The sequence below is a fragment of the Luteibacter sp. UNCMF331Sha3.1 genome (assembly GCF_900109915.1).
Classification (GTDB): Bacteria; Pseudomonadota; Gammaproteobacteria; order Xanthomonadales; family Rhodanobacteraceae; genus Luteibacter.
The window spans coordinates 669966-690591 of sequence record NZ_FOBU01000001.1 but is presented as its reverse complement, the minus strand read 5'-3'; the positions used below and the strand labels follow the sequence as shown (position 1 = coordinate 690591).

The 20626-nt window shown below is 67.5% G+C and carries 19 protein-coding genes; 12 read left to right on the top strand and 7 right to left on the bottom strand.

The window, feature by feature from the left end; translation table 11 throughout:
- The 6 genes from BMX32_RS03020 (at position 1) to BMX32_RS02995 (ending at position 4799) form a co-directional block, all read left to right on the top strand.
- Positions 1–408 (top strand): ACT domain-containing protein, encoded by a 408-nt coding sequence (locus BMX32_RS03020; RefSeq protein WP_089974352.1) that lies wholly within the window; start codon positions 1–3, stop codon positions 406–408.
- 21 nt (positions 409–429) lie between these two features.
- Positions 430–1215 carry a Fe-S cluster assembly ATPase SufC gene (gene sufC, locus BMX32_RS03015; protein WP_089976873.1) on the top strand — a complete coding sequence of 262 codons (786 nt, stop codon included), beginning with the start codon at positions 430–432 and terminating at the stop codon, positions 1213–1215.
- On the top strand, positions 1212–2534 hold the full coding sequence (gene sufD, locus BMX32_RS03010; RefSeq protein ID WP_089974350.1) for a Fe-S cluster assembly protein SufD: 1323 nt from the start codon (positions 1212–1214) through the stop codon (positions 2532–2534). The genes sufC and sufD overlap by 4 nt, the downstream gene beginning before the upstream one ends.
- Before the next feature lie 17 nt (positions 2535–2551).
- The gene (locus BMX32_RS03005) at positions 2552–3799 is read left to right on the top strand and encodes an aminotransferase class V-fold PLP-dependent enzyme (RefSeq protein WP_089974348.1); all 1248 of its coding nucleotides are present in this window, start codon (positions 2552–2554) and stop codon (positions 3797–3799) included.
- A 155-nt stretch (positions 3800–3954) separates the two neighbouring features.
- A complete protein-coding gene (locus BMX32_RS03000) occupies positions 3955–4485 on the top strand; it encodes a GNAT family N-acetyltransferase (RefSeq protein WP_089974346.1) in 531 nt (176 codons plus the stop codon).
- Positions 4485–4799 (top strand): non-heme iron oxygenase ferredoxin subunit, encoded by a 315-nt coding sequence (locus BMX32_RS02995; RefSeq protein WP_089974344.1) that lies wholly within the window; start codon positions 4485–4487, stop codon positions 4797–4799. Before BMX32_RS03000 ends, BMX32_RS02995 begins: the two co-directional genes overlap by 1 nt.
- Before the next feature lie 21 nt (positions 4800–4820).
- On the opposite strand, the gene BMX32_RS02990 is transcribed toward BMX32_RS02995, so the two are convergent.
- Positions 4821–5585, bottom strand: coding sequence for a MipA/OmpV family protein (locus BMX32_RS02990; RefSeq protein WP_089974343.1), 765 nt, complete (start codon positions 5583–5585; stop codon positions 4821–4823).
- Between the two features lie 110 nt (positions 5586–5695).
- Here BMX32_RS02990 and BMX32_RS02985 point away from each other — a divergent pair, with 110 nt between their 5' ends.
- Genes BMX32_RS02985 through BMX32_RS02970 form a run of 4 tightly spaced genes read left to right on the top strand, consistent with a single transcriptional unit; the run spans position 5696 to position 9847 of the window.
- Positions 5696–6436, top strand: a complete 741-nt coding sequence (locus BMX32_RS02985; protein WP_089974341.1) for an MtnX-like HAD-IB family phosphatase — start codon at positions 5696–5698, stop codon at positions 6434–6436.
- Entirely contained in the window at positions 6433–7836 is a 1404-nt protein-coding gene (locus tag BMX32_RS02980; RefSeq protein WP_089974339.1) for an aspartate aminotransferase family protein, read from the top strand. Before BMX32_RS02985 ends, BMX32_RS02980 begins: the two co-directional genes overlap by 4 nt.
- Before the next feature lie 18 nt (positions 7837–7854).
- Positions 7855–8919 (top strand): GNAT family N-acetyltransferase, encoded by a 1065-nt coding sequence (locus tag BMX32_RS02975; protein ID WP_089974337.1) that lies wholly within the window; start codon positions 7855–7857, stop codon positions 8917–8919.
- Complete coding sequence (locus tag BMX32_RS02970; RefSeq protein WP_244511390.1) at positions 8897–9847, top strand: arginase family protein; 951 nt, start codon at positions 8897–8899, stop codon at positions 9845–9847. The genes BMX32_RS02975 and BMX32_RS02970 overlap by 23 nt, the downstream gene beginning before the upstream one ends.
- Here BMX32_RS02970 and BMX32_RS02965 read toward each other — a convergent pair.
- Positions 9776–10792, bottom strand: a complete 1017-nt coding sequence (locus tag BMX32_RS02965) for a YeiH family protein (protein ID WP_089974334.1) — start codon at positions 10790–10792, stop codon at positions 9776–9778. The two genes, BMX32_RS02970 and BMX32_RS02965, sit on opposite strands and share 72 nt — an antisense overlap.
- A 93-nt stretch (positions 10793–10885) precedes the next feature.
- Here BMX32_RS02965 and BMX32_RS02960 point away from each other — a divergent pair, with 93 nt between their 5' ends.
- Complete coding sequence (locus BMX32_RS02960) at positions 10886–11761, top strand: LysR substrate-binding domain-containing protein (protein ID WP_089974332.1); 876 nt, start codon at positions 10886–10888, stop codon at positions 11759–11761.
- 25 nt (positions 11762–11786) lie between these two features.
- Here BMX32_RS02960 and BMX32_RS02955 read toward each other — a convergent pair whose 3' ends face one another.
- The 5 genes from BMX32_RS02955 to BMX32_RS02935 form a co-directional block, all read right to left on the bottom strand.
- The gene (locus BMX32_RS02955) at positions 11787–12767 is read right to left on the bottom strand and encodes a diguanylate cyclase domain-containing protein (RefSeq protein WP_089976869.1); all 981 of its coding nucleotides are present in this window, start codon (positions 12765–12767) and stop codon (positions 11787–11789) included.
- 8 nt (positions 12768–12775) lie between these two features.
- A complete protein-coding gene (locus tag BMX32_RS02950) occupies positions 12776–13342 on the bottom strand; it encodes a chemotaxis protein CheB (protein WP_089974330.1) in 567 nt (188 codons plus the stop codon).
- Positions 13339–14178 (bottom strand): CheR family methyltransferase, encoded by an 840-nt coding sequence (locus BMX32_RS02945; RefSeq protein ID WP_244511389.1) that lies wholly within the window; start codon positions 14176–14178, stop codon positions 13339–13341. The genes BMX32_RS02950 and BMX32_RS02945 overlap by 4 nt, the downstream gene beginning before the upstream one ends.
- A gap of 1 nt (position 14179) precedes the next feature.
- Entirely contained in the window at positions 14180–17833 is a 3654-nt protein-coding gene (locus BMX32_RS02940; protein WP_089974328.1) for a response regulator, read from the bottom strand.
- 97 nt (positions 17834–17930) lie between these two features.
- On the bottom strand, positions 17931–18830 hold the full coding sequence (locus BMX32_RS02935; protein WP_089974326.1) for a CPBP family intramembrane glutamic endopeptidase: 900 nt from the start codon (positions 18828–18830) through the stop codon (positions 17931–17933).
- Between the two features lie 131 nt (positions 18831–18961).
- Here BMX32_RS02935 and BMX32_RS02930 point away from each other — a divergent pair, with 131 nt between their 5' ends.
- Entirely contained in the window at positions 18962–20620 is a 1659-nt protein-coding gene (locus BMX32_RS02930; protein ID WP_089974324.1) for an FAD-dependent oxidoreductase, read from the top strand.
- Positions 20621–20626 lie beyond the last annotated feature (6 nt).

Sequence of the window (20626 nt, the reverse complement as noted above, 5' to 3'; positions counted from 1 at the left end):
ATGGGTATCGCCGGTACCGCGCCGGGAATCTCGGACCTGCGCGCATTGCTCGCCGCGCTCGATCCGGGGCTCGATCCCGTGCCGAAGCGCTTCCTGCACGTCTCGCACGACAAGGCGCGCGAGCGCATGGCCGATGCGCTGATGATGTTCCGCGAGGCCGAAGGCACGACGCTCATCGTGGATGTCGATCCGGACGACGCGCCCAGCGGCGCCATGCTCTGGGCGTGCATCACACTGCGCGTGCAGTCCAGTCTCACCGCCGTCGGCATGATGGCCGCCGTTTCCGCCGCGCTCGCGAAGCGCGGCATCCCTTGCAATCCTGTTTCCGCGTTCCTGCACGATCACATCTTCGTGCCCTGGGACCGCCGCGACGACGCGCTCGACGCGCTCTCGCACCTCACGCCCTGATTGGACCGTCTCGCCATGCACATGCTCAAGATCGACAACCTCCATGCCCGCGTCGAAGGCAAGGAGATCCTCAAAGGCCTTTCGCTCACCGTGAAGCCGGGCGAGGTGCACGCCATCATGGGGCCCAACGGCGCGGGCAAGTCCACGCTGGGCAACGTGCTCGCGGGTCGCGACGGTTACGAAGTGACGGCCGGCTCGGTCGATTTCGCCGGCCGCGACCTGCTGGCGCTCGAGCCCGAAGAGCGCGCCGCGGTCGGCGTGTTCCTCGCCTTCCAGTACCCGGTGGAAATCCCCGGCGTCAACAACACCTACTTCCTGCGTGCCGCGCTCAACGCGCAGCGGAAGTTCCGTGGCGAGGAAGAACTCGATTCCATGCGCTTCCTCAAGCTCGTGCGCGAGAAGCTGAAGGTGATGCAGATCTCCGACGAGCTGCTCCACCGCGCGGTGAACGAGGGCTTCTCGGGCGGCGAGAAGAAGCGTAACGAGATCTTCCAGATGGCCGTGCTCGAGCCGAAGCTCGCGATCCTCGACGAAACCGATTCGGGCCTCGACATCGACGCGCTCAAGCAGGTGGCGGAGGGCGTCAACGCGCTGCGCTCGCCCGATCGCTCGTTCGTCATCGTCACGCATTACCAGCGCCTGCTCGACTACATCGAGCCGGACTTCGTGCACGTGCTCGCGGGCGGCCGCATCGTCGAGAGCGGCGACAAGGATCTCGCGCTGAAGCTGGAAGAACAGGGCTACGCATGGCTGGCCGAGAAGCATCCCGAGCTGCGCAAGGCCGATCTCACCGGAGTGCCGGCATGACGAACGCGCCGTCCCCGTTCGTGCGGGCGGCGCTCGATGCCGCCGCCGGGATTCCCGCGACGGGCATCGCCTGGCTGGATGCCGCGCGTCGCGAGAACCTCGACAGCTTCGCCGCCGATGGCCTTCCCGAAGGCCGGAGCGAGGCCTGGAAGTACACCCCGCTCCGCGCGCTGGCACAGCGCGCGCTCGCGCTCGCCGATCGCGGTGCCGCCGGCGCTCTGGCCGTCGACGCGACGCGGATCGCGCTGCCCGGTGTCGACGGCGATCGCGTCGTCTTCGTCGACGGCACGTACCGCGCCGACCTTTCCACGGCGACGACGGCCGGCGTCACGCTGCTGCCCCTGGCGGGCGCGCTGGCGCAGAATCCCGAGCCGCTGCGATTCGCGCTCGCCAACCGTTACCGTCACGGCGCCGCCGACGCATTCGCGCACCTCAACGCGGCGCTCGCCGTGGACGGGCTCGTGCTGCGTGTCGACGACGGCGTCGAGATCGCCCGGCCCGTGCACGTGGTGCACGTCTCCAGCGGAGGGCAGGCCGATACCGCATGGCACGTGCGTCTGTTGCTCGACATCGGCAAGGCCGCCAGCGTGGACGTGGTCGAGCACTACGTCACCCTCGGCGACGCGGCGCAGCTCGGCACCGTGGTGACCGATATCTCGGTCCGCGAGCACGGCCGTCTCGGCCTCGTCGTGCTGCAGGACGCCTCGACGGCCACCACGCTCGTTCGCCGCACCCATGCGCGCCTCGATGCCGACGCCACGGCGACGGTGCACGTGCTGGAACTCGGCGGTGCGCTCGTGCGTCACGAGCTGCAGGCCGACGTGAACGGCGACCGTGCGCGTTTCGATTCCCGTGGCGTGTTCGCCCTCTCGGGTCGCCAGCACATCGATACGCAGCTGGAAGTGAGGCACCAGGCGCGCGACACGGCCTCCGAGGCCCTGTGGCGCGGCATCGCCGACGGACGGTCGCGCGGCGTCTTCCGCGGCGCGATCGTGGTGGCCGAGGGTGCCGACGGCACCGACGCGTCGCTGAGCAACAAGAATCTCCTGCTGTCCGGTCAGGCCGAGATCGACACCAAGCCCGAGCTGGAAATCTACGCCGACGAGGTGAAGGCCGCGCACGGCGCGACGATCGGTCAGCTCGACGAACGGTCGCTCTTCTACCTGCGGTCGCGCGGCATCCCGCTGTCGCAGGCGCGCAGCCTGCTGACGCTGGCCTTCTGTCGCGCGGCGCTGGAATCGCTGCCGAACGAAGCCCTGCGCGAACACCTTGGCGATCTGCTGGTGGCGAACCTGCCCACTGGCCCCGCCGCCGACTAAGACCTCCGGAGCCCGCCATGAACGCCAAGCCCGAGACGCTCGCCGCGCCGCTCGACGTCGAGCGCATCCGCGCCGACTTTCCGCTGCTGTCGCGTACCGTGCACGGCAAGCCGCTGATCTACTTCGACAACGCCAACACCGGGCAGAAGCCGATGTCGGTGATCGAAGCGGTCGACCGGCACTACCGCGAACATAACGCCAACGTTTCGCGTGCCGTGCACCTGCTCGGCGAAGAAGCGACGGCCGCCTATGAAGGCGCGCGCGATGCGCTGGCGCGTTTCATCAACGCTCCGTCGCGCGACGAGGTGGTGCTGACCTCCGGCACCACGCAGTCGATCAACCTCGTGGCATACAGCTACGCCATGCCGCGCATGAAGCCCGGCGACGCCATCCTCACCACGGTGATGGAGCACCACGCCAACATCGTCCCGTGGCAGCTGGTCGCGGAACGCACGGGCGCCACGGTGAAGGCCGCGCCGATCGACCAGAACGGCGAGCTCATCCTCGAAAAATACATCGAGATGCTCACGCCGGACGTCAAGCTGGCCTGCGTCACGCACGTGTCCAATGCCCTGGGTACGGTGAATCCCATTCGCGAGATCGCGCGCGAGTGCCGCAAGCGTGGCATTCCTCTGCTGGTCGACGGGTCGCAGGCGGCACCGCATCGCGCCATCGACGTTCAGGCCCTCGGTTGCGATTTCTATGCGATCACCGGTCACAAGATGCTTGCCCCGACCGGCACCGGCGCGCTGTGGGCGAAGCGCGAGCACCTGATGGCGATGCCGCCGTTCTTCGGTGGCGGCGAGATGATTCGCGAGGTGCGTTTCGACGGCACGGTGTTCGCGGACCCGCCGCATCGCTTCGAGGCGGGTACGCCGAACATCGCCGGTTTCGCCGGCATGTCGGCAGCCATCGCCTATCTGGAAGGCATCGGTTTCGATCGGCTGAAGACCTACGAGCAGGATCTCCTCGCGTATGCGACGGCTGCCATGGACGAGGTCCCGGGCCTGCGGATCTTCGGTCGCGCCAAGGAGAAGGAGCCGGTGATCTCGTTCCTGATCGAAGGCGCCCACGCCAACGACATGGCGACGCTGCTCGATCTGCAGGGCGTCGCGGTACGCTCGGGCCACCATTGCGCGCATCCCCTGATGCAGTTCTACGGCGTGCCCGCCACGCTGCGCGCGTCGCTGGCCTTCTACAACACGAAGGCCGAGGTGGACGGGTTCATCGAGGCGATCGCGCGGGTGCGGAAGCTGCTGCTCTGACAGGGCGCCAGACGGCAAGCGTTCCTGTGGGAGCGGCCTCGGCCGCGATGGGTGCCTGCGACAGGCTCCCATCGCGGCCAGGGCCGCTTCCACAGCAGCAGAAGCTCCGCGCTCGACCGCATGCCACGGGGGCGGCGCTGGATTAGAATTCGACCATGACTCCCACGCACACTTTCCGTACCGCCAACCAGGCCGACGCCGGCGTCATCGCCGCGCTGGTCGAGTCGGCCTATCGTGGCGACGCCAGCCGCGCCGGCTGGACCACCGAGGCCGACTTCCTCCATGGCCGTCGTACCGACGTCACCGAGATCGAAGAACTGCTCACGAGCGAGAACGGGCGTTTCGTCCTGTTCGAACGCGATGGCGTCGTGGCGGCGTCGTGCTACATCGAGCGGCAGGGTGGCACGTGCTACTTCGGGATGTTTTCCGTGCATCCTCCGTTCCAGGGCGCGGGCATCGGCCGGCTGGTGATCGAGGAAGTCGAGCGCATCGCGCGCGACGAATGGCAATGCGACCGCGTGGAAATGACGGTGATCGACATCCGTTCGGAACTCATCGCGTGGTACGAGCGGCGGGGCTATGCCCGCACGGGCCGCACCAAGCCGTTCCCCTATGGCGACGAGCGCTTCGGGCTCCCACAGCGCGACGATCTGCGTTTCGAGTATCTGGTGAAGGTGCTCTCGTGATGGATGGCTGGATCAGGGTCGGGACGCGAAGCGAACTGCTGCCGGGCGAGCATCGCGTGGTGTGGGACGGCGACACCGCCATCGCCGTCTACAACATCGACGGCCAGCTCTACGCCATCGAGGACGTCTGCACGCACGACGGCGGCGAGCTCGCCGGCGGCCCGGTGCACGGCTTCGAAGTGGAATGCGTGCGTCACGGCGCGCGCTTCGACCTGCGGTCGGGCGACGTGACGTGTCCCCCCGCTTACGAGCCCGTCACGGTATTCCCGGTGCGCGAAGCCGACGGCGCGATCTGGACGCGCGACGATCGTTAGAGCCTCATCGATCCGGTAAGGTCAGAAGTGGTAGACGAACGCCAGCGTCTCCGTGACCTGCCTCGTCGAACCGAACCGTCGCACCAGCGGGCTGTCGCCGGCGTCGCCGAATAGCCGTCCATACGACACCGCCAGCGCGAAGCCCGTGTGCTGCGACGTCGGCACGAACGCGTTGTACGCCACGTCGGCCGACTGCCAGCCGGCACCGGGGTGCCATGACGATGTCCCCAACGTGGCGGCCTCGGCGGGCGTGAGGCCGAAGAAGCGCCGCATCGCCGGTCCGTTCATGCCTTCGACCTGCACTTCGATGGAGTGCTGGATGTACCAGACGTCCGGTAACTGGTAATCGGCGTAGAGCGCCGCATAGGCGCCCGCACCGTTCGTGTCGTGTGCCACATGTCCGCCGACGCTGAAGCGCTTGTCGAACGCATACTCCAGATAGCCACCGGCCTGGAAGCGCGGCGACAGCGACGCGACCTTGCCGCCGAGCGCGCCGAGGTCGTCGCGCGTGCGGCCCCAGAGCCAGTTGCCGTAAGCACCGCCGTGCCAGTGCTCGCCACCGATCGCGTCGAGCGTCAGGCCGTCCGCCGTCGACAGTTCGCCGACGCCGGGGATTTCGATGTCCACGTAGGGAATCGGCTGGTTGCGCTGGTCTTTCGCACCTTGCCACGACGGCATGCGTTGCGCGCCCGCGCCGAACGCATACGAGGGCGCGTCGTCGTCCGCGGCGTGCGCGGCCAGCGGAAGGAAGAGCAGGGCGGTCAGGGCGGGGCGCCAGCGGTGCATGCGCGGATACCGGTGCGGACGAGCGACGAAGGGTGGCACGCCCCTGCTTACGAATTCCTTTCGAATCCGGGAAAGGGGTTCGAAAGGAATCGCCCCCTAGGCTTTGTTCCATGTTGGCCGATGGCGCTTACTACGTGCTCAGCTCTCCCTCCTGGAACATCCTGTGCGACTTCGACGGCACGATCGCCGTCGAGGACGTCATCGACTCGCTGCTCGACCGCTACGGCCGCCCCGGCTGGGACGCGCTGGAACGCGACTGGCGTGCAGGGCTGATCGGCTCCGCCGAATGCATGGCGGGCCAGGTCGCACTGCTCGACATGAGTCGCGACGATCTCCAGCGCCATCTCGGTAGCCTGCACATCGACCACGGCTTCGCGGCCTTCGTCGCCGCCACGATCGAGCACGGCATTCCGATGGAGATCGTCAGCGACGGCCTCGATCAGGCGATCCACACGATCCTCGAACGTCACGGCATCGACGGTCTGCCGACCGTTGCGAACCGACTTGCCCAGTCCGGGCCGCGCGCGTGGCGTCTCTCCTCGCCGTTCGCGGCCGACGGATGTCGCAGCGGCACGTGCAAGTGCGCCCGCGTCGACGCGGCTCGCCGCCGTGGCGGCTACACGCTGCTGATCGGCGACGGCGCGTCGGATTTCTGCGCGGCCGATCGTGTGGACTTCGTCTTCGCGAAAAACCGGCTGATCGAGCACTGCCGTGCCGCCGGTATCCCGTATGCCCCGATCGCCAGCTTCGACGAAGCGCTGGCCCTCCTTCCCGATCTTCTCGACGGACGCCTGCCGCCGCGGACCGTCATGCCCCTCCACGCGGCGAGTATCCAGGAACTGTCTGCATGAACCTCCTCACCAAGAACCCCGACGTCGTGATCGACGATGCGACCCTTCTCGCCGACGAGGCGAAGTACTGCTCCTTCGGCGATACCGTGCACTACGTCGATCCGCCGAAGATCTTCCGCCACGCGGAGGGCAGCTACATCTACGACAGCGAGAACATCCCGTTCCTCGACCTGCAGATGTGGTACTCGGCCGTCAATTTCGGTTACGGCAACAAGCGCCTCAACGACACGCTGAAGGCGCAGATCGACCTGCTTCCGCAGGTCGCGAGCCAGTACCTGCACCAGGGCAAGATCGAGCTCGCGAAGACCATCGCACTCGACGCGAAGGCGAAGTTCGGTCTCGACGGCCGCTGCCATTTCAACGTCGGTGGCGCGCAGGCAGTCGAAGACTCGCTCAAGCTGGTGCGCAACGCGCGTGGCGGCAAGAGCCTGATGTTCGCTTTCGAGGGCGGCTATCACGGCCGGACGCTCGGCGCCTCGTCGATCACGTCGAGCTACCGCTATCGCCGTCGCTTCGGTCATTTCGGCGAGCGCGCGCAGTTCATCCCGTTTCCGTACCCGTTCCGTCGCCCCAAAGGCATGACGCCGGAAGAGTACTCCGATGCGTGCGTGCGCCAGTTCGAGCGCCTGTTCGAAACCGAATACAACGGCGTATGGGACCCGAAGGTCAACGAAGCCGAATACGCGGCCTTCTACGTCGAGCCGATCCAGGGCACCGGCGGCTACGTGATCCCGCCGCGCAATTTCTTCATCGACCTGAAGAAGGTGCTCGACAAGTACGGCATCCTGATGGTGGTCGACGAGATCCAGATGGGCTTCTGGCGCACGGGCAAGCTGTGGTCGATCGAACACTTCGGCGTCACGCCCGACGTTCTCGTCTTCGGCAAGGCCCTGACCAACGGACTCAATCCGCTGTCGGGTATCTGGGCGCGCGAAGAGCTCATCAATCCGGAGATCTTCCCGCCGGGCTCGACGCATTCGACGTTCAACTCGAACCCGCTCGGCACCGCGCTGGGGCTCGAGGTGATCCGCATGGGGTATGAGCTCGACTACGCCAGCAGGGTGGCGGAGAAGGGCGCGCACTTCCTCGACGGTCTGCGCGACCTGCAGAAGCGTCACAAGGAAATCGGCGACGTGGACGGCCTCGGCCTCGCACTTCGTGCCGAGATCTGCACGGACGACGGTTTCACGCCGAACAAGGCGCTGCTCGACCGCATGGTCGACATCGGCCTTGCCGGCGGTCTCACTCACGAAGGCAAGAAGATCGGTCTCGTGCTCGATGTCGGCGGCTGGTACAAGAACGTGATCACGTTCGCCCCGTCGCTCGACATCAGTCACGACGAAATCGACCTCGCCATCGCGTTGCTCGACCAGCTGCTTACGCTGGCCAAGCGCGGCTGATACCCGGCAGCCGCCGCGATGGCGTTCGTGAACCAGCTCGAGCCGGACGCACTGCTCGGGCATTTCGAGCGCCATCCGCCGCCGGACTTCACCCCTGTCCGCGCGGCGGATGGCGCGCCACTTTTCGTGGCGCCCTTCGATCTTCTCACCACCGCCGACGACGCCCTGCGTCGCCGCGTGGATCGACTACCGTTCGGCCGTTGGCTGCGTCGTCGCCTCACGCTGCGGACGTGTTTCGCGGGCACGACGGTGTCCGAGTACGCCGTGTTCGCCCGAGAGAGCCAGCCGGAGGCCCTGCCGGCGGCGTGGGTACGCGAACAAGGCGCCGGGCAGGCATTGTTCGTCGTCAAGGACATCGCCGTGGACTCGCCGCTGACCACCGGCACGGACCGGGCATGGACCGCCCGTTTTCTCGACGCCGCGCGGGACGCGGGCTACCTCGTCGTGGAGGGGCAGGCGCTGGCGTATGTGCCGATCGACTTCGCCTCGATCGACGAGTACCTCGCACGGCTGTCGCCGTCGCGACGGAAGAACCTCCGCCGCAAGCTGCGTTCCCGTGACCGCCTCCAGGTGGACGAGGTGCCTACCGGTGCGTCGTTCGCTGACGACGCGACCGTCGACGCGTTCTACGCCCTGTTCGAGAACGTGCACGCGCAGAGCGAGATCCACTTCGACAAGCCGGGCCGTGACTTCTTCGCGGCCGTGCTCCGCGATCCGGGCGGCATCGTCTTCACATACCGCGTGGAGGGCGAGCTGGTCGGCTGGAACCTGTGCTTCGCGCACGGCGGGAAGCTGCTCGACAAGTACGTGGGCTTCGCGTACCCCGCCGCACGCGACGTCGACCTGTACTTCGTCAGCTGGTTCGTGAATCTCGACTACGCGCTCCGGCGCGGTCTCACGCATTACGTGGCGGGCTGGACCGATCCGGCGGTGAAGGCCTCGCTCGGTGCGCGCTTCCACCTCACGCGACACGCCGTCTTCGTACGGAATCCGCTGCTGCGTGCCGTGCTGCGCCGGTTCGCGCACCGCTTTGAAAGCGACCGTGCCTGGGGAGTGCCCGATGCGTCCACCGGTCGTTCTTGATCTCGACGATTCCGTCGGACCCTTGCCCGGCCGGCGGGTGCTGCCCCTGCGCGAGTGGGAGGAAGCGATCCGGTTCGGGTGCTCCATGCGAACGCTGCGGCGGTTTGCCGGCCGTCTCGACGCGATGCTGCCGCGCGAGCACGGCACGGTCTTCCTCGGCAGCGGCGATTTCCATCACCTGACGTTGCCACTGGTGCGGCGCGTGGGCGGCACCGACCCATTCCAGGTCGTGGTGCTCGACAACCACCCGGACAACATGCGCTTTCCGTTCGGCGTGCACTGCGGCTCCTGGGTGCGACGCGTGGCGATGCTGCCACGCGTCTCGCACGTGCATGTCGTGGGCATCACGTCGTCGGATATCGGTGGTGGCCATGCATGGGAGAACTACCTGGGCCCGCTGCGAGCCGGTCGGCTCACCTACTGGTCGACGGGCGTCGACGTTGGCTGGGCATCGCGGCTCGGCCTGGGTCGTGCATTCCGCAGCTTTCCCGACGCGTCGTCGCTGGCCGACGCGTTCGCCGATGCGCAGCACGCACAGGCGACGCCCGTGTACCTCTCCATCGACAAGGACGCGTTCGCGCCGGACGTGGCGACGACCAACTGGGATCAGGGCGTCATGACGTTCGCACAGGGAGCGCGCGTCATCGGTGCGCTTCGTCATCGCATCCTCGCCAGCGACGTGACGGGCGAGATCTCGCTGTATCGCTATCGTGCGTGGTGGAAGCGCCGGCTGAGTGCGATGGACGGTCAATCCGAACCGGATGTCGCGAGGCTTCGCGCGTGGCAGGAAGAGCAGCACGCGCTGAACCTGCGGCTGCTTGCGATGATCGGTGGGAGCTGGCTCCCACCCGAGCTGCTACCAGCGCCCGATCAGGTGCTGCACCAGCAGGCTCGTCAGCGCCACGGCGGCCCAGACGCCGAGTCCTAGCAGGATCGGCCGCGGGCCGGTCGACGCCATGCGACGCAGGTCGGCGGACAGCCCGATGGCGGTGAGCGCGACGATGATCAGGCACTCGGCGACGAAATGGATGACGGGAAGTGCAGCTTCCGGAATCACGCCGGCGGTGCGGATGGCCGAGGCCACGAGAAACCAGAGGATGAACCAGGGAAAGATGCGCGCCAGGCTGAAGTCGCTCGCGCCGCCGCGCTTCTCGCGCCACGCGACGATCAGTGCGATCGCGAGGCAGATGGGGATGATGAGCGTGGCGCGCGTGAGCTTGACGATGGTCGCGTAATCGCCGGCCGCGTGGCTGTAACTGTAGCCAGCCGCGACCACCGACGACGTGTCGTTGATGGCGGTACCGGCCCAGAGGCCGAAGCCGAGATCCGACAGCCCCATCCAGTGGCCCAGTGCCGGGAAGGTCAGCACGGCCACCAGGTTGAACAGGAAGATCGTCGAAATGGCGAACGCCGTGTCGTGCTCGTCCGGTTTCACGATGGGAACCACCGCCGCGATCGCCGAGCCGCCGCAGATCGCGGTACCGACGCCGATCAGCAGCTTCAGCGTGTCGTGCACGCGGAGCAGCCGGCCCAGGATCCACGCGGCGATTCCCGCCGCGGCCACGGTCGCGAGCGTGACGGAGAGCGATTCCATGCCGGTCTTCGCGACCTGCGTGATGCTGAGGCCGAAGCCGAGCGCGACGATCGACCATTGCAGTACCTGCTTCGAGGCGAAGCGGATGCCCGGCAGGTATCGCGCCGATGGCGCCATGAAATGCCGCACGAGGATGCCCAGCACGATGCCGCAGACCGCGCCGCCGACCAGCGGCATCAGGCGCCCGAGGCCGAAGGCGACAGCGGCGAGGGCGAATGAGAGCACGAGGCCGGGCAGGCGTGACGTGGGGGCGGGGGTGGCGACGGTGACGGCGGACACGGGCGACTTCCTGACGATCGGATGCCGTCATTGTCGACGCGCCACTTCGATAAGCATATTGAAAATACCTTATTCATCCTATAAGAAAGGCTGATGCATGCCATCAGCCCCCGCCAGCTCGAGGTCTTCGTCGCGGTCGCCACCGCGGGCAGCGTGCGGGCAGCCAGCGAGCGCCTGTTTCTCAGCCAGCCCGCCGCGAGCATGGCGCTGGCCGAACTCGAGCGGCAGATCGGTGCGCCGGTCTTCGCCCGCGAGCGGGGCCGCCTGCGCCTCAACGATCGCGGTCGTGAACTCCTGCCGCTGGCGCGCGAGCTCCTGGAGCGCCATGCCGAGTTCGGCCGCCGCGCCCAGGGCGGCGCGACGGAACTGACCGGCGACATCGGCGTGGGCGCGAGCAATACCGTCGGCAACTATCGTGTAGGAGAGCTGCTCGGGGCTTTCGCGGCGTCGCATCCCGGTGTGTCGCTGCGTCTGGGCGTGGCGAACACCGCTCGCATCGCGCAGGGCGTCCTCGATCACGACTACGACGTGGGCTGCGTCGAAGGCCCGGTCACGCATCCGTCGCTGGAAGTCCGTCCGTGGCGGGAGGATCGCCTCGTGGTCTGCGCACGACCGGATCATCCGCTCGCGTCGAAAAAGCGCCTGCGCCGCGACGATTTCGCGGGCGAGCGATGGGTGCTGCGCGAACGCGGGTCCGCGACGCGCGCCTTGAGCGAGCGTGCGCTCGCCGAGCTACCGGAAGGCACCACGGTGCTGGAGCTGGACCAGTCCGAAGCGATCAAGCAGGCGGTCATCGCCGGCCTCGGCATCGCCTGCCTGCCGGAGGTGGCGGTGGGCGATGCGGTGACGGCCGGGCGGCTGACGGTCTTGCCGACGCCATTCCTGGACCTGAAGCGGATGCTGTCGGTGGTCTTGCATCGGCAGCGCTACCGAGGAGCGGTGCTGGAGGCGTTCCTGGGTTCGTTGTAGGAGCCCGGTGGCGGCTCGACGGCCCTCAGCGCAGCACGCAGCGATTCTTTCCGCTGCGCTTGGCTTCGTACATCGCGCCGTCGGCCGCGGCGACGACATCGTCGTAGCCCGCCCCTGCGTGGAACAGTGTCACGCCGATGCTCGCACCGACGTGGGCCGGCACCCGGTCGTTGCCCACCTGCAGTGTGTACGGCTCCGCTACGGCGTCGCAGAGCGTCTGGCAGCGTGCCATCGCGCTACCCCCATCGGCGGCACCCTGCAGGAGTACGGCGAACTCGTCGCCGCCCAGGCGCGCCACGGTGTCCGTGCCGCGCGTGCGCGTGTCGATGCGTGCGGCGATGGCCTTGAGCAGTTCGTCACCGGCGGCGTGACCGTGGCCGTCGTTGACGCCCTTGAATCCGTCGATGTCGATATAGGCGAGGGCGAAGGGACCGCCGCCGTCGTTCGCGGCGGCGATGGAGGCTTCCAGGCGCTCGCGGAACAGCAAGCGGTTGGGCAGGCCCGTGAGCGCGTCGTGCGTGGCCTGATGACGGACCAGCTGCTCCATCCGCGTGCGTTCGGCGACTTCGCTGGTGAGCTGCTCGTTGCGCAGCGAGAGTTCGTCGAGAGCCTGCTGCAGCAGCGCGCGGGCACGATACAGTTCCAGGAAGATCTTCACCTTGGACTGCAGGATCACGTCGTTGATCGGCTTGGCGATGTAGTCGACCGCGCCGGCTGTGTAGCCCTTGATGCGGTTGATGTCATCGGCGTAAGCGGCCGTCACGAAGATGATCGGCGTTTCGCCGAGGTGGTCGGCCTCGGAGATGAACTGGGCGACCTCGAAGCCATCCATTTCCGGCATGTTCACGTCGAGCAGCACCAGCGCGAACTGATGGTCGAGAAAGAGCGCGAGCGCTTCGTTGCCGCTGGATGCCTCGAAGATGTCGGCTTCCGTGCGGGCGAGCAGGCGGCGCATGGCGACGAGGTTGGCGGGGGTGTCGTCGACGACGAGGATCTTGGGACGCATGGAAGTCATCAAAGGCAAAGTCGGTTCAGATGGGGGGCGATGGCGTCGAGGGGCAGGCAGGCGTCCGCGCCCGCGACGTCGAGCCCCGCGCGCGGCATGACGTCGGACTCGGCATCGTCGGGGTCCTGCACGATGGCGTGGCCGCCGGCACGGCGGACCGCGGCGAGTCCGTTGGCGCCATCGGAGTTGGCGCCGGTGAGCAGCACGGCGACGAGGCGCTCGCGCCACGCGTCGGCGGCCGTTTCGAACAGCACGTCGATGGACGGTCGCGAGTAGGCGACCTTGCCGTCGACGCTGAGGGAGAAATGCAGATCGTCTTCCACCAGGAGGTGATAGCCGGTGGGGGCGACGTGCACGGTCGCCCCGGCGATCGGCGCGCGCTCGCGCGCCTCCACGACGGGCAACGCGGACGTGCGGCGTAGCAGTTCGACGAGCAGCGATACGTCCGCCGAACCCGTGTGACAGCAGACGATGACGGGCGTGCGCAGCGTGGCGTCCAGCGCCGGAAGCATGCGCTGCAACGCGGCCAGACCGCCGGCACTGCAGCCCACGACGATCGCATCGTACCCGCTCATCGTGTCAACGGTCTCGCGCCGGTGCCGCCGGCCTGGTAGATGCGCAACGCGTTGTCGACGTCGGTGAAGCCGCCCGCCGCCGGGGAGAAGTCGATGTTTTCCCGGGTGCCGAGGCACAGGAAACCGCCACGGACGAGACTGTCGCGGAAGAGGCCCAGCGTGCGGTCCTGCAGCGCGTTGTTGAAATAGATGAGCACGTTGCGGCAGAGGATCAGGTGCGCCTCGCAGAACACCACGTCCGTCACCAGGTTGTGGTTGAAGAACGTGACGTTGCGGCGCAGCCGCTTGTCGAGCTTGATGAAGTCGTAGCGGGCGCTGTAGTAATCGCTGAACGACACGGTGCCGCCGGCGTCCAGGTAATTCCGCGACCAGTCGCGCGCGTCGCGCGCGGCATAGATGCCATCCGACGCGGCGGCGAGCGCCGCGTCGTTGAAGTCGGTGGCGTAGATGCGCGAACGGTCGTAGAGGCCGGCCTCCTCGAGGAGAATGGCCAGCGAATACACTTCCTGCCCTTGCGCGCACCCGGCCTGCCAGATGTTGATCTGCGGATACGATGCGAGCACCGGCAGCACTTTCTCGCGCAACGCGCGGAATACCTGGGGATCGCGGAACATCTCCGACACGGGAACGGAAAGGCCCTCGATCACGCTGCCCACGAAGCCGTCTTCGTGGAGCACGCGCCGGTTGAGTTCGCTGATGGTGCCCGTGTCGTGTGTGCGCACCAGCTGCTGCACGCGGCGCTTGAGCGACGCCGGCGCGTACTCGCTGAAGTCGTGACCGTGGCGAAGCTGCATCGCACGAACGAAAAGCTGGATCTCGATATCCTCGACGTCCACGTCAGACCTTCGCTGGCAGCCAGACGCGGATCATCGACAGGAGGCGATCCACGTCGATCGGTTTCGACAGATAATCGTTCGCCCCGGCTTCGAGGCATTTCTCGCGATCGCCACGCATGGCCTTCGCGGTCAGCGCGATGATCGGCACGCGGGCCACGGCGGGTTTCGCCCGGATCTCGCGCATCGTCTCGTAGCCGTCCATCACCGGCATCATGATGTCCATGAGCACGAGTTCGATGTCGGTGTCCTTGTCGAGCGTGTCGAGCGCTTTCCGGCCATCCTGCGCCATCACCACATCGATCCCCTTGGCGCGGAGTACCTTCGACAGCGCGAAGAGGTTGCGCATGTCGTCGTCGACCAGGAGCAGGCGCCTGCCACGCAGATCGCCCTCGTCGGTGCCGCTCGCGATCGCGGCGGTTTCCGCCTTCGCGGTACCGCCGTGGCGGATCGAATGAAGGAACAGGCTCACCTCGTCGAGCAGGCGATCGGGCGAGCGGGCGCCCTTGACCACGATGCTGTCGGTGTACTGGCGGATGCGCATGCTTTCCTCGCGCGACAGGTCGCGTCCGGAATACACGACGACCGGCGGCGTCCGGTCGCCCTGCGAGAGGCGCTCCAGGAACTCGAAACCGGACATGCCGGGCAGGCCGAGGTCCAGCACGATGCAGTCGTACGATTTGCTCGTGGTCATCGCCAGCGCCTCTTCGCCGGAACCGGCCTCGTCGATGACGACGGCATCGTCCTTCAGCAGGCTGCGCACCGCCGCGCGTGCACTCGCGTCGTCGTCCACGACCAGCAGGTTGCGCGTGCGGCCTTCGGCGAAGTGCAGCAGGCGTTCGAACGCGGTCGTGATCGATTCGCGACTGACCGGCTTGGTGAGGAAGCCCACGGCACCGAGTTCCAGTCCGCGCGTCGAGTCGTCCGTGGCCGAGATGAAGTGGACGGGGATGTGGCGGGTGACCGCATCGGCCTTCAGTCGCTCGATCACCGTCCAGCCGTCCATGCCGGGGAGCATGACGTCGAGCAGGATGCCGGTCGGGCGGTAACGGCGCGCGAGGGCCAGCCCCGATTCGCCATCCGCCGCCGCGAGCACGCGATGTCCCTTGCGATGGATCATGTCCGCGAGGATGCGCGCGAAGGCCGGGTCGTCTTCCACCACGAGGATGGCCGTGTCGCCGGGGTTGAGCGAGTCGCGATCGTCGTCGATGCCGTCGGGAAGGAGCGCAGGCGACAGGGGCAGCGTCGCTTCGGCGGCCGCGCGCTCGGTCGTGACCGGCTCCGCCTGGCCCGTGGCGTCGGGTGCGACTTCGGGCAGGAAGAGGGTGAACGTGCTGCCTTCGCCCGGCTGGCTGCGAAGCACGATGTCGCCGCCGAGCAGAACGGCGATGCGTCGCGAGATGGCGAGGCCGAGGCCGGTGCCACCGTACTGGCGGCTCGTGCTCGCGTCGACCTGTTCGAACGCGTGGAAGACACGCTGAAATTTCTCTTCGGGGATACCGATGCCCGAGTCGGTCACGGCGATCGCGATCGCGCGCGAGGCATCGAGGCCGGCGGGTAGCCCGGTGTCGTCGCGCGGACGCGATATCTCGACCTCGACCCGGCCGCTGGCGGTGAACTTGAACGCATTGCTCAGGAGGTTGTTGACGACCTGTTCCAGCTTGCCGCCATCGGTACGGATCGACGCGGGCAGGCCCGGCGCCAGGCGGACGTCGAAGGCGAGCTTCTTTTCCTGTGCCACGTGGTTGAACGTGCGTCCCAGCGTGCGGGCCAGATCGGCCAGCGGAAAGGCGTCGACGGAGAGCTCCATCTTGCCCGCCTCGACCTTCGACAGGTCGAGGATGTCGTTGATGAGACGCAGCAGGTTCGAGCCCGCGTCGTGGATGATGCGGGCCGACTCGACCTGCTCGGCGTTGAGGTTCTCCTCGTCGTTGTCGGCGAGGCTGCGCGAAAGGATGAGCAGGCTGTTGAGCGGCGTGCGCAGCTCGTGCGACATGTTCGCCAGGAATTCGGACTTGTACTGGCTGGCGCGCGCGAGTTCTTCGGCCTTGTCCAGCGTTTCGCGCTGCAGGGCTTCCAGGGCGTTCTTCTGCTCGTTGAGCGTGAGGCTCTTCTCGCGCAGCTCTTCGTTGGACGCGTGGAGCTCTTCGGTCTGCACGCGCAGTTCTTCTTCCGACGCGACGAGCCGCTGCGACTGCTCCTGCAACTCGGCGGTCTTCGCCTTCAGTTCGTCGTTGGTGCTGCGAAGGTCCTCCTGCTGGCGACGCAGGGCCTCTTCCGACGCGCGCAGTTCGTCCGCCTGGCTGCGTGTCTGCTCCAGCAACGCCGTGGTGCTCAGCGCCCGGCCGAGGTTTTCCAGTGACAGCGCGACGATCGGCATGAGCTCGTCGAGCAGCTTTTCCTGCACGCCCGAGAGCTGCGCGAAGCTGGCGACCTCGATGACGCCGAGCAGCGAATCGCGCGAGACCACGGGCACCACGACGACGGAGCGCGGCGGCGCCTCCCCGCTACCCGAGTGGATGCGTGTGTAATCGGACGGCACGTCCTGCAGCACGATGGTACGGCGCTCGACCGCGGCCTGCCCGACCAGGCCTTCGCCGAGGGCGTAGTCCGGCGTGACGTGCCGGCGTTCCTTGTAACCGTAGCTGCCCAGCAGTTCGAGGCGCTGGGTGCCTTCGCGCATCACATAGAAGACGCCGAGGCCCGCCTTCAGGCAGGGCACCAGTTCCGACATCAGGGTGTTGGCGAACTCCCTGTACGTGGTGGCCTCCTGCAGCCGGCTCGAGATGGTGCTGACCGAGCTCTTGAGCCATGTCTGGCCCGCCGTCTCGATCGCCATCTCCTTGAACACCTGGAGGGCGCGCGCGATCTCGCCGATCTCGTCCCGGCGCGTCAGCTGGCGCACTTCGATCGAGTGGTCGTGATCGGCCAGGCGGGTCATGAGGCCGGTCATCTTCACGATGGGTCGCGTGATGAGGCGGAACGTCATGAGGATGACGAGCCCGCCGATCAGCAGGCAGAGCGCGAGCGACGCCAGGTCGATGTAGCGCGTGGTCGCGAGCCCCCGGTCGAGCTCGGCGTTGCGCTTGTCGAGCAGCACGTGTTCCGTGGAGGACATCGCCGCGATGTGTGCGCGGATGTCGTCCATCAGGACGGTGCGGTGATTGAAGTAGTCCTGGCGGATGCCCTCGCGGGCCGCGATGCCTTCGGGCGTCTCGGCACCACCGATGGCGCGCATGGGTTCCAGGCCCGTCTTGACGACCTCGGCCTTCCACCGATCCAGCATTTCCTGCAACCGGTCGATGCGGGACTGCTGGAGCGGATTGTCGATCGTGAGCTGGCGCAGGCTCTCGAGCGCGCGTGCCAGCTCCCGGTCGGCGGCCTCGAAGTTCGCGTACTCGGTGTCGGACTGGTTGAGCATGTAGCCGCGCGCCGCGGTCTGGCGGGTCTGCGCGGCGTTGTCCACGTTGGCCAGGGTGATCAGCACCACATAGGTGTGCGACGACCAGATCCTGGCGTCCTTTTCCCGGCTCAGCGATCCGAGGTTGCCGAGGTTCGCGGCGACGAAGAGTACGAGCAGCGCGCCGATGGCGATGATGATCTTGCGTTGCAGCGGCTGGTCGGCGAGCCAGGATCGGGAGGTTTCGTTGGCGGGCATGCAGGAACCGGGGAGTCGAAGGAAAGGGACGTGCGGGTCACTAGTACACCCACGCCGGTACGGACGCCATGACGGCCCCGGCGGGATGCGTACCCGGTCACGCGATCGTGGGACGATTCCGCCGCCACGCGGGCCCGACAAGTGTGCCACGGCGCATGGCGATCGCCAGGCATCCGGCCGTCACCACCGAGCACAGGGCGAGTGCGACGACCGACGCTTCGGCACCGAACGCGCCGCCGGTCAGCCAGCCGGGTCCCTGCATGTGCGAGACGAGCAGGCCGCTCTGCTCGAAGCCCGAGACCGGGATGCCGTAGAACGGCCCCTGCATCACGTTCCACGCGGCGTGGAGCCCCATGCAGATCCACAGCGAGCGGGTGACGTGGTAGAGCAGGCCGAAGAGCAGGCCGGCTTCGAGGGCGATGGCGAGCGCACTCCACGTCGTGGCGTTGGGATTCCATGCGTGCAGGCCGCCGAAGATCGCGGCGGAAAGGAGCAGCGCGGCCCAGGTGCCGAGGCCTTCCTCGACGATGCGGAAGAGCACGCCGCGGCTGACGATTTCCTCGCCGACCCCGGCGCCGACACCCATCACGAGCACCGGGCCGAGCCAGTGCACGCCCGTGTCGACGCGGTCGACCGTGTAGGCGCCGAGGGCCCACAGGCACCCCACGACCATCGAGAACAGCACGATGCCGGCCGCGAGCCCCAGGGCGATGTGCGGAAGCGCCTTGCGCCCCGCCAGCTCGTCGACCCGCCGTCGCTCGACGAAGCGCACGAGCAGCCAGTAGGCGAGCACCGTGGGGAAGAGCCGGAACGCCTCGATCACCGGCGTGACCTCCGCGAACGGGATCGCGCCGCGGGGGAGGCCGAGCGCGTCGTAAAGCAGCCGGGCCGGCAGCGTCAGCGCGGTGAGCAGGATGAAGAACGCGAGGATGCGGCCCAGTGGCGAGCGGAGCAGCCGCAGCGCGAGCGGCGGCCTGGCGGGAATCGCGTCGGACATGGGCGGCCTCGTGGTCTTTTGTGACGCGCAGTCTACGCAGGCATGATGGCGCTCCGATACAAGATCGTGCGTTACCCCGTCCGTTAACGTCGCGGGCGTGGGCCCTCCGCCCGGACCACCTGGAAGCAACGATGGCCATACCGTCAGAAAACGATCCGTCGAGTCCGCAGAACCGGCGCGAGCAGACCTTTCCCGTGCTCAACGAGGAGATGGCTGCCCGGCTGGTGAAATACGGCGAGCTGGAGGACGTGCCGGCCGGCACGGTGCTCTTCCGCCGTGGCGACCGGCGCACGGATTCGTTTTTCGTCGTCGAGGGCAGCATCGAGGTCTACGATCTGGACGACGACGGCGCGCCCCGCATCGTCGTCGTGCATGGCCCGAACCAGTTCACGGGCGAAGTGAACCAGTTCAGCGAGCGGCAGATCATGGTGAGCGCCCGGGCGGGCGTGGATTCGCGCCTCCTGCGCATGAACCCCACGGCGTTCCGCAAGATGATCACCGGGGAGCCGGACATCGGCGAGATCATCATGCGCGCGTTCATCCTGCGCCGCGTGGGGCTGATGCAGAGCGGGCAGGGCGGTGTCATCCTGCTTGGCTCGTCGCACGCCGCGGATACCGCGCGGCTGCGCAGTTTCCTGATCCGGAACGCCTATCCCTACCGGCTCTTCGACACCGATGCCGACGAAGAGGCGAGGCGCATGGTCGAGGGCTTCGGCCTTCAGCCGAACGAGTGCCCCGTGCTGATCCTGCCGGGCCGCCGCGTCCTGCGCTGCCCGACCACCGCGGAAGTGGCCGACGAGCTGGGCATCACGATCGTGCTGGACGCCGAGCACGTGCACGACGTCGCCGTGATCGGCGCCGGCCCGGCTGGACTCGCGGCGGCGGTCTACGCCTCGTCGGAAGGGCTCGACACGCTCGTGCTCGAATCCCTCGCGCCGGGTGGCCAGGCCGGTACGAGCTCCAAGATCGAGAATTACCTGGGTTTCCCCACCGGCATCTCGGGGCAGGCGCTGGCCGGTCGTGCGCAGGTGCAGGCGATGAAATTCGGCGCGCACATGGCCATGGCGCGCACCGTCAAGGGCGTGGACTGCACCGCGCACCCCTACCGTCTGCTGCTTGACGACGGCACGTCCGTGAAGGCGCGCGCAGTCGTCGTCGCCACGGGCGCGCGTTACCGCAAGCTCGACCATCTGGACTACGAGCGCTTCGAGGGCCAGGGCATCCAGTACGCGGCGACCGCGATGGAAGCCGCGCTCTGCGCCGGGGAGGAAGTGGTCGTGGTGGGCGGCGGCAACAGCGCCGGACAGGCCGCCGTGTTCCTTGCGCGAACGGTGTCGCATGTCCACATCCTCGTTCGCGGCGACGGCCTTGCCGCGACGATGTCGGATTACCTCGTACAGCGGATCGCACAGTCGCCGAAGATCACGCTGCATTCCCGCTGCCACGTGGATCACCTCGACGGCGACACATACCTGCGTGAAGTGGGCTGGCGTTGCGCGGACGGCAAGCAGGTGCGCATCAAGGTCGGCAGCCTGTTCGTGATGATCGGCGCCGAGCCGAACACCGGATGGCTCGACGGTTGCCTCGACCTCGACCGGAAGGGTTTCGTGCTGACCGGTCGCGACGCCGACGGCTACGCCACGCCCTCACCGTACGCCACGACCCTGCGCGGCGTGTTCGCCGTGGGCGATGTGCGGTCGGGCTCGATCAAGCGCGTGGCGTCGAGCGTCGGCGAGGGTTCGGTGGTGGTGCAGGCGATCCACCGGTTCCTGAATCCCTCGCCGATCTAGGCCCCG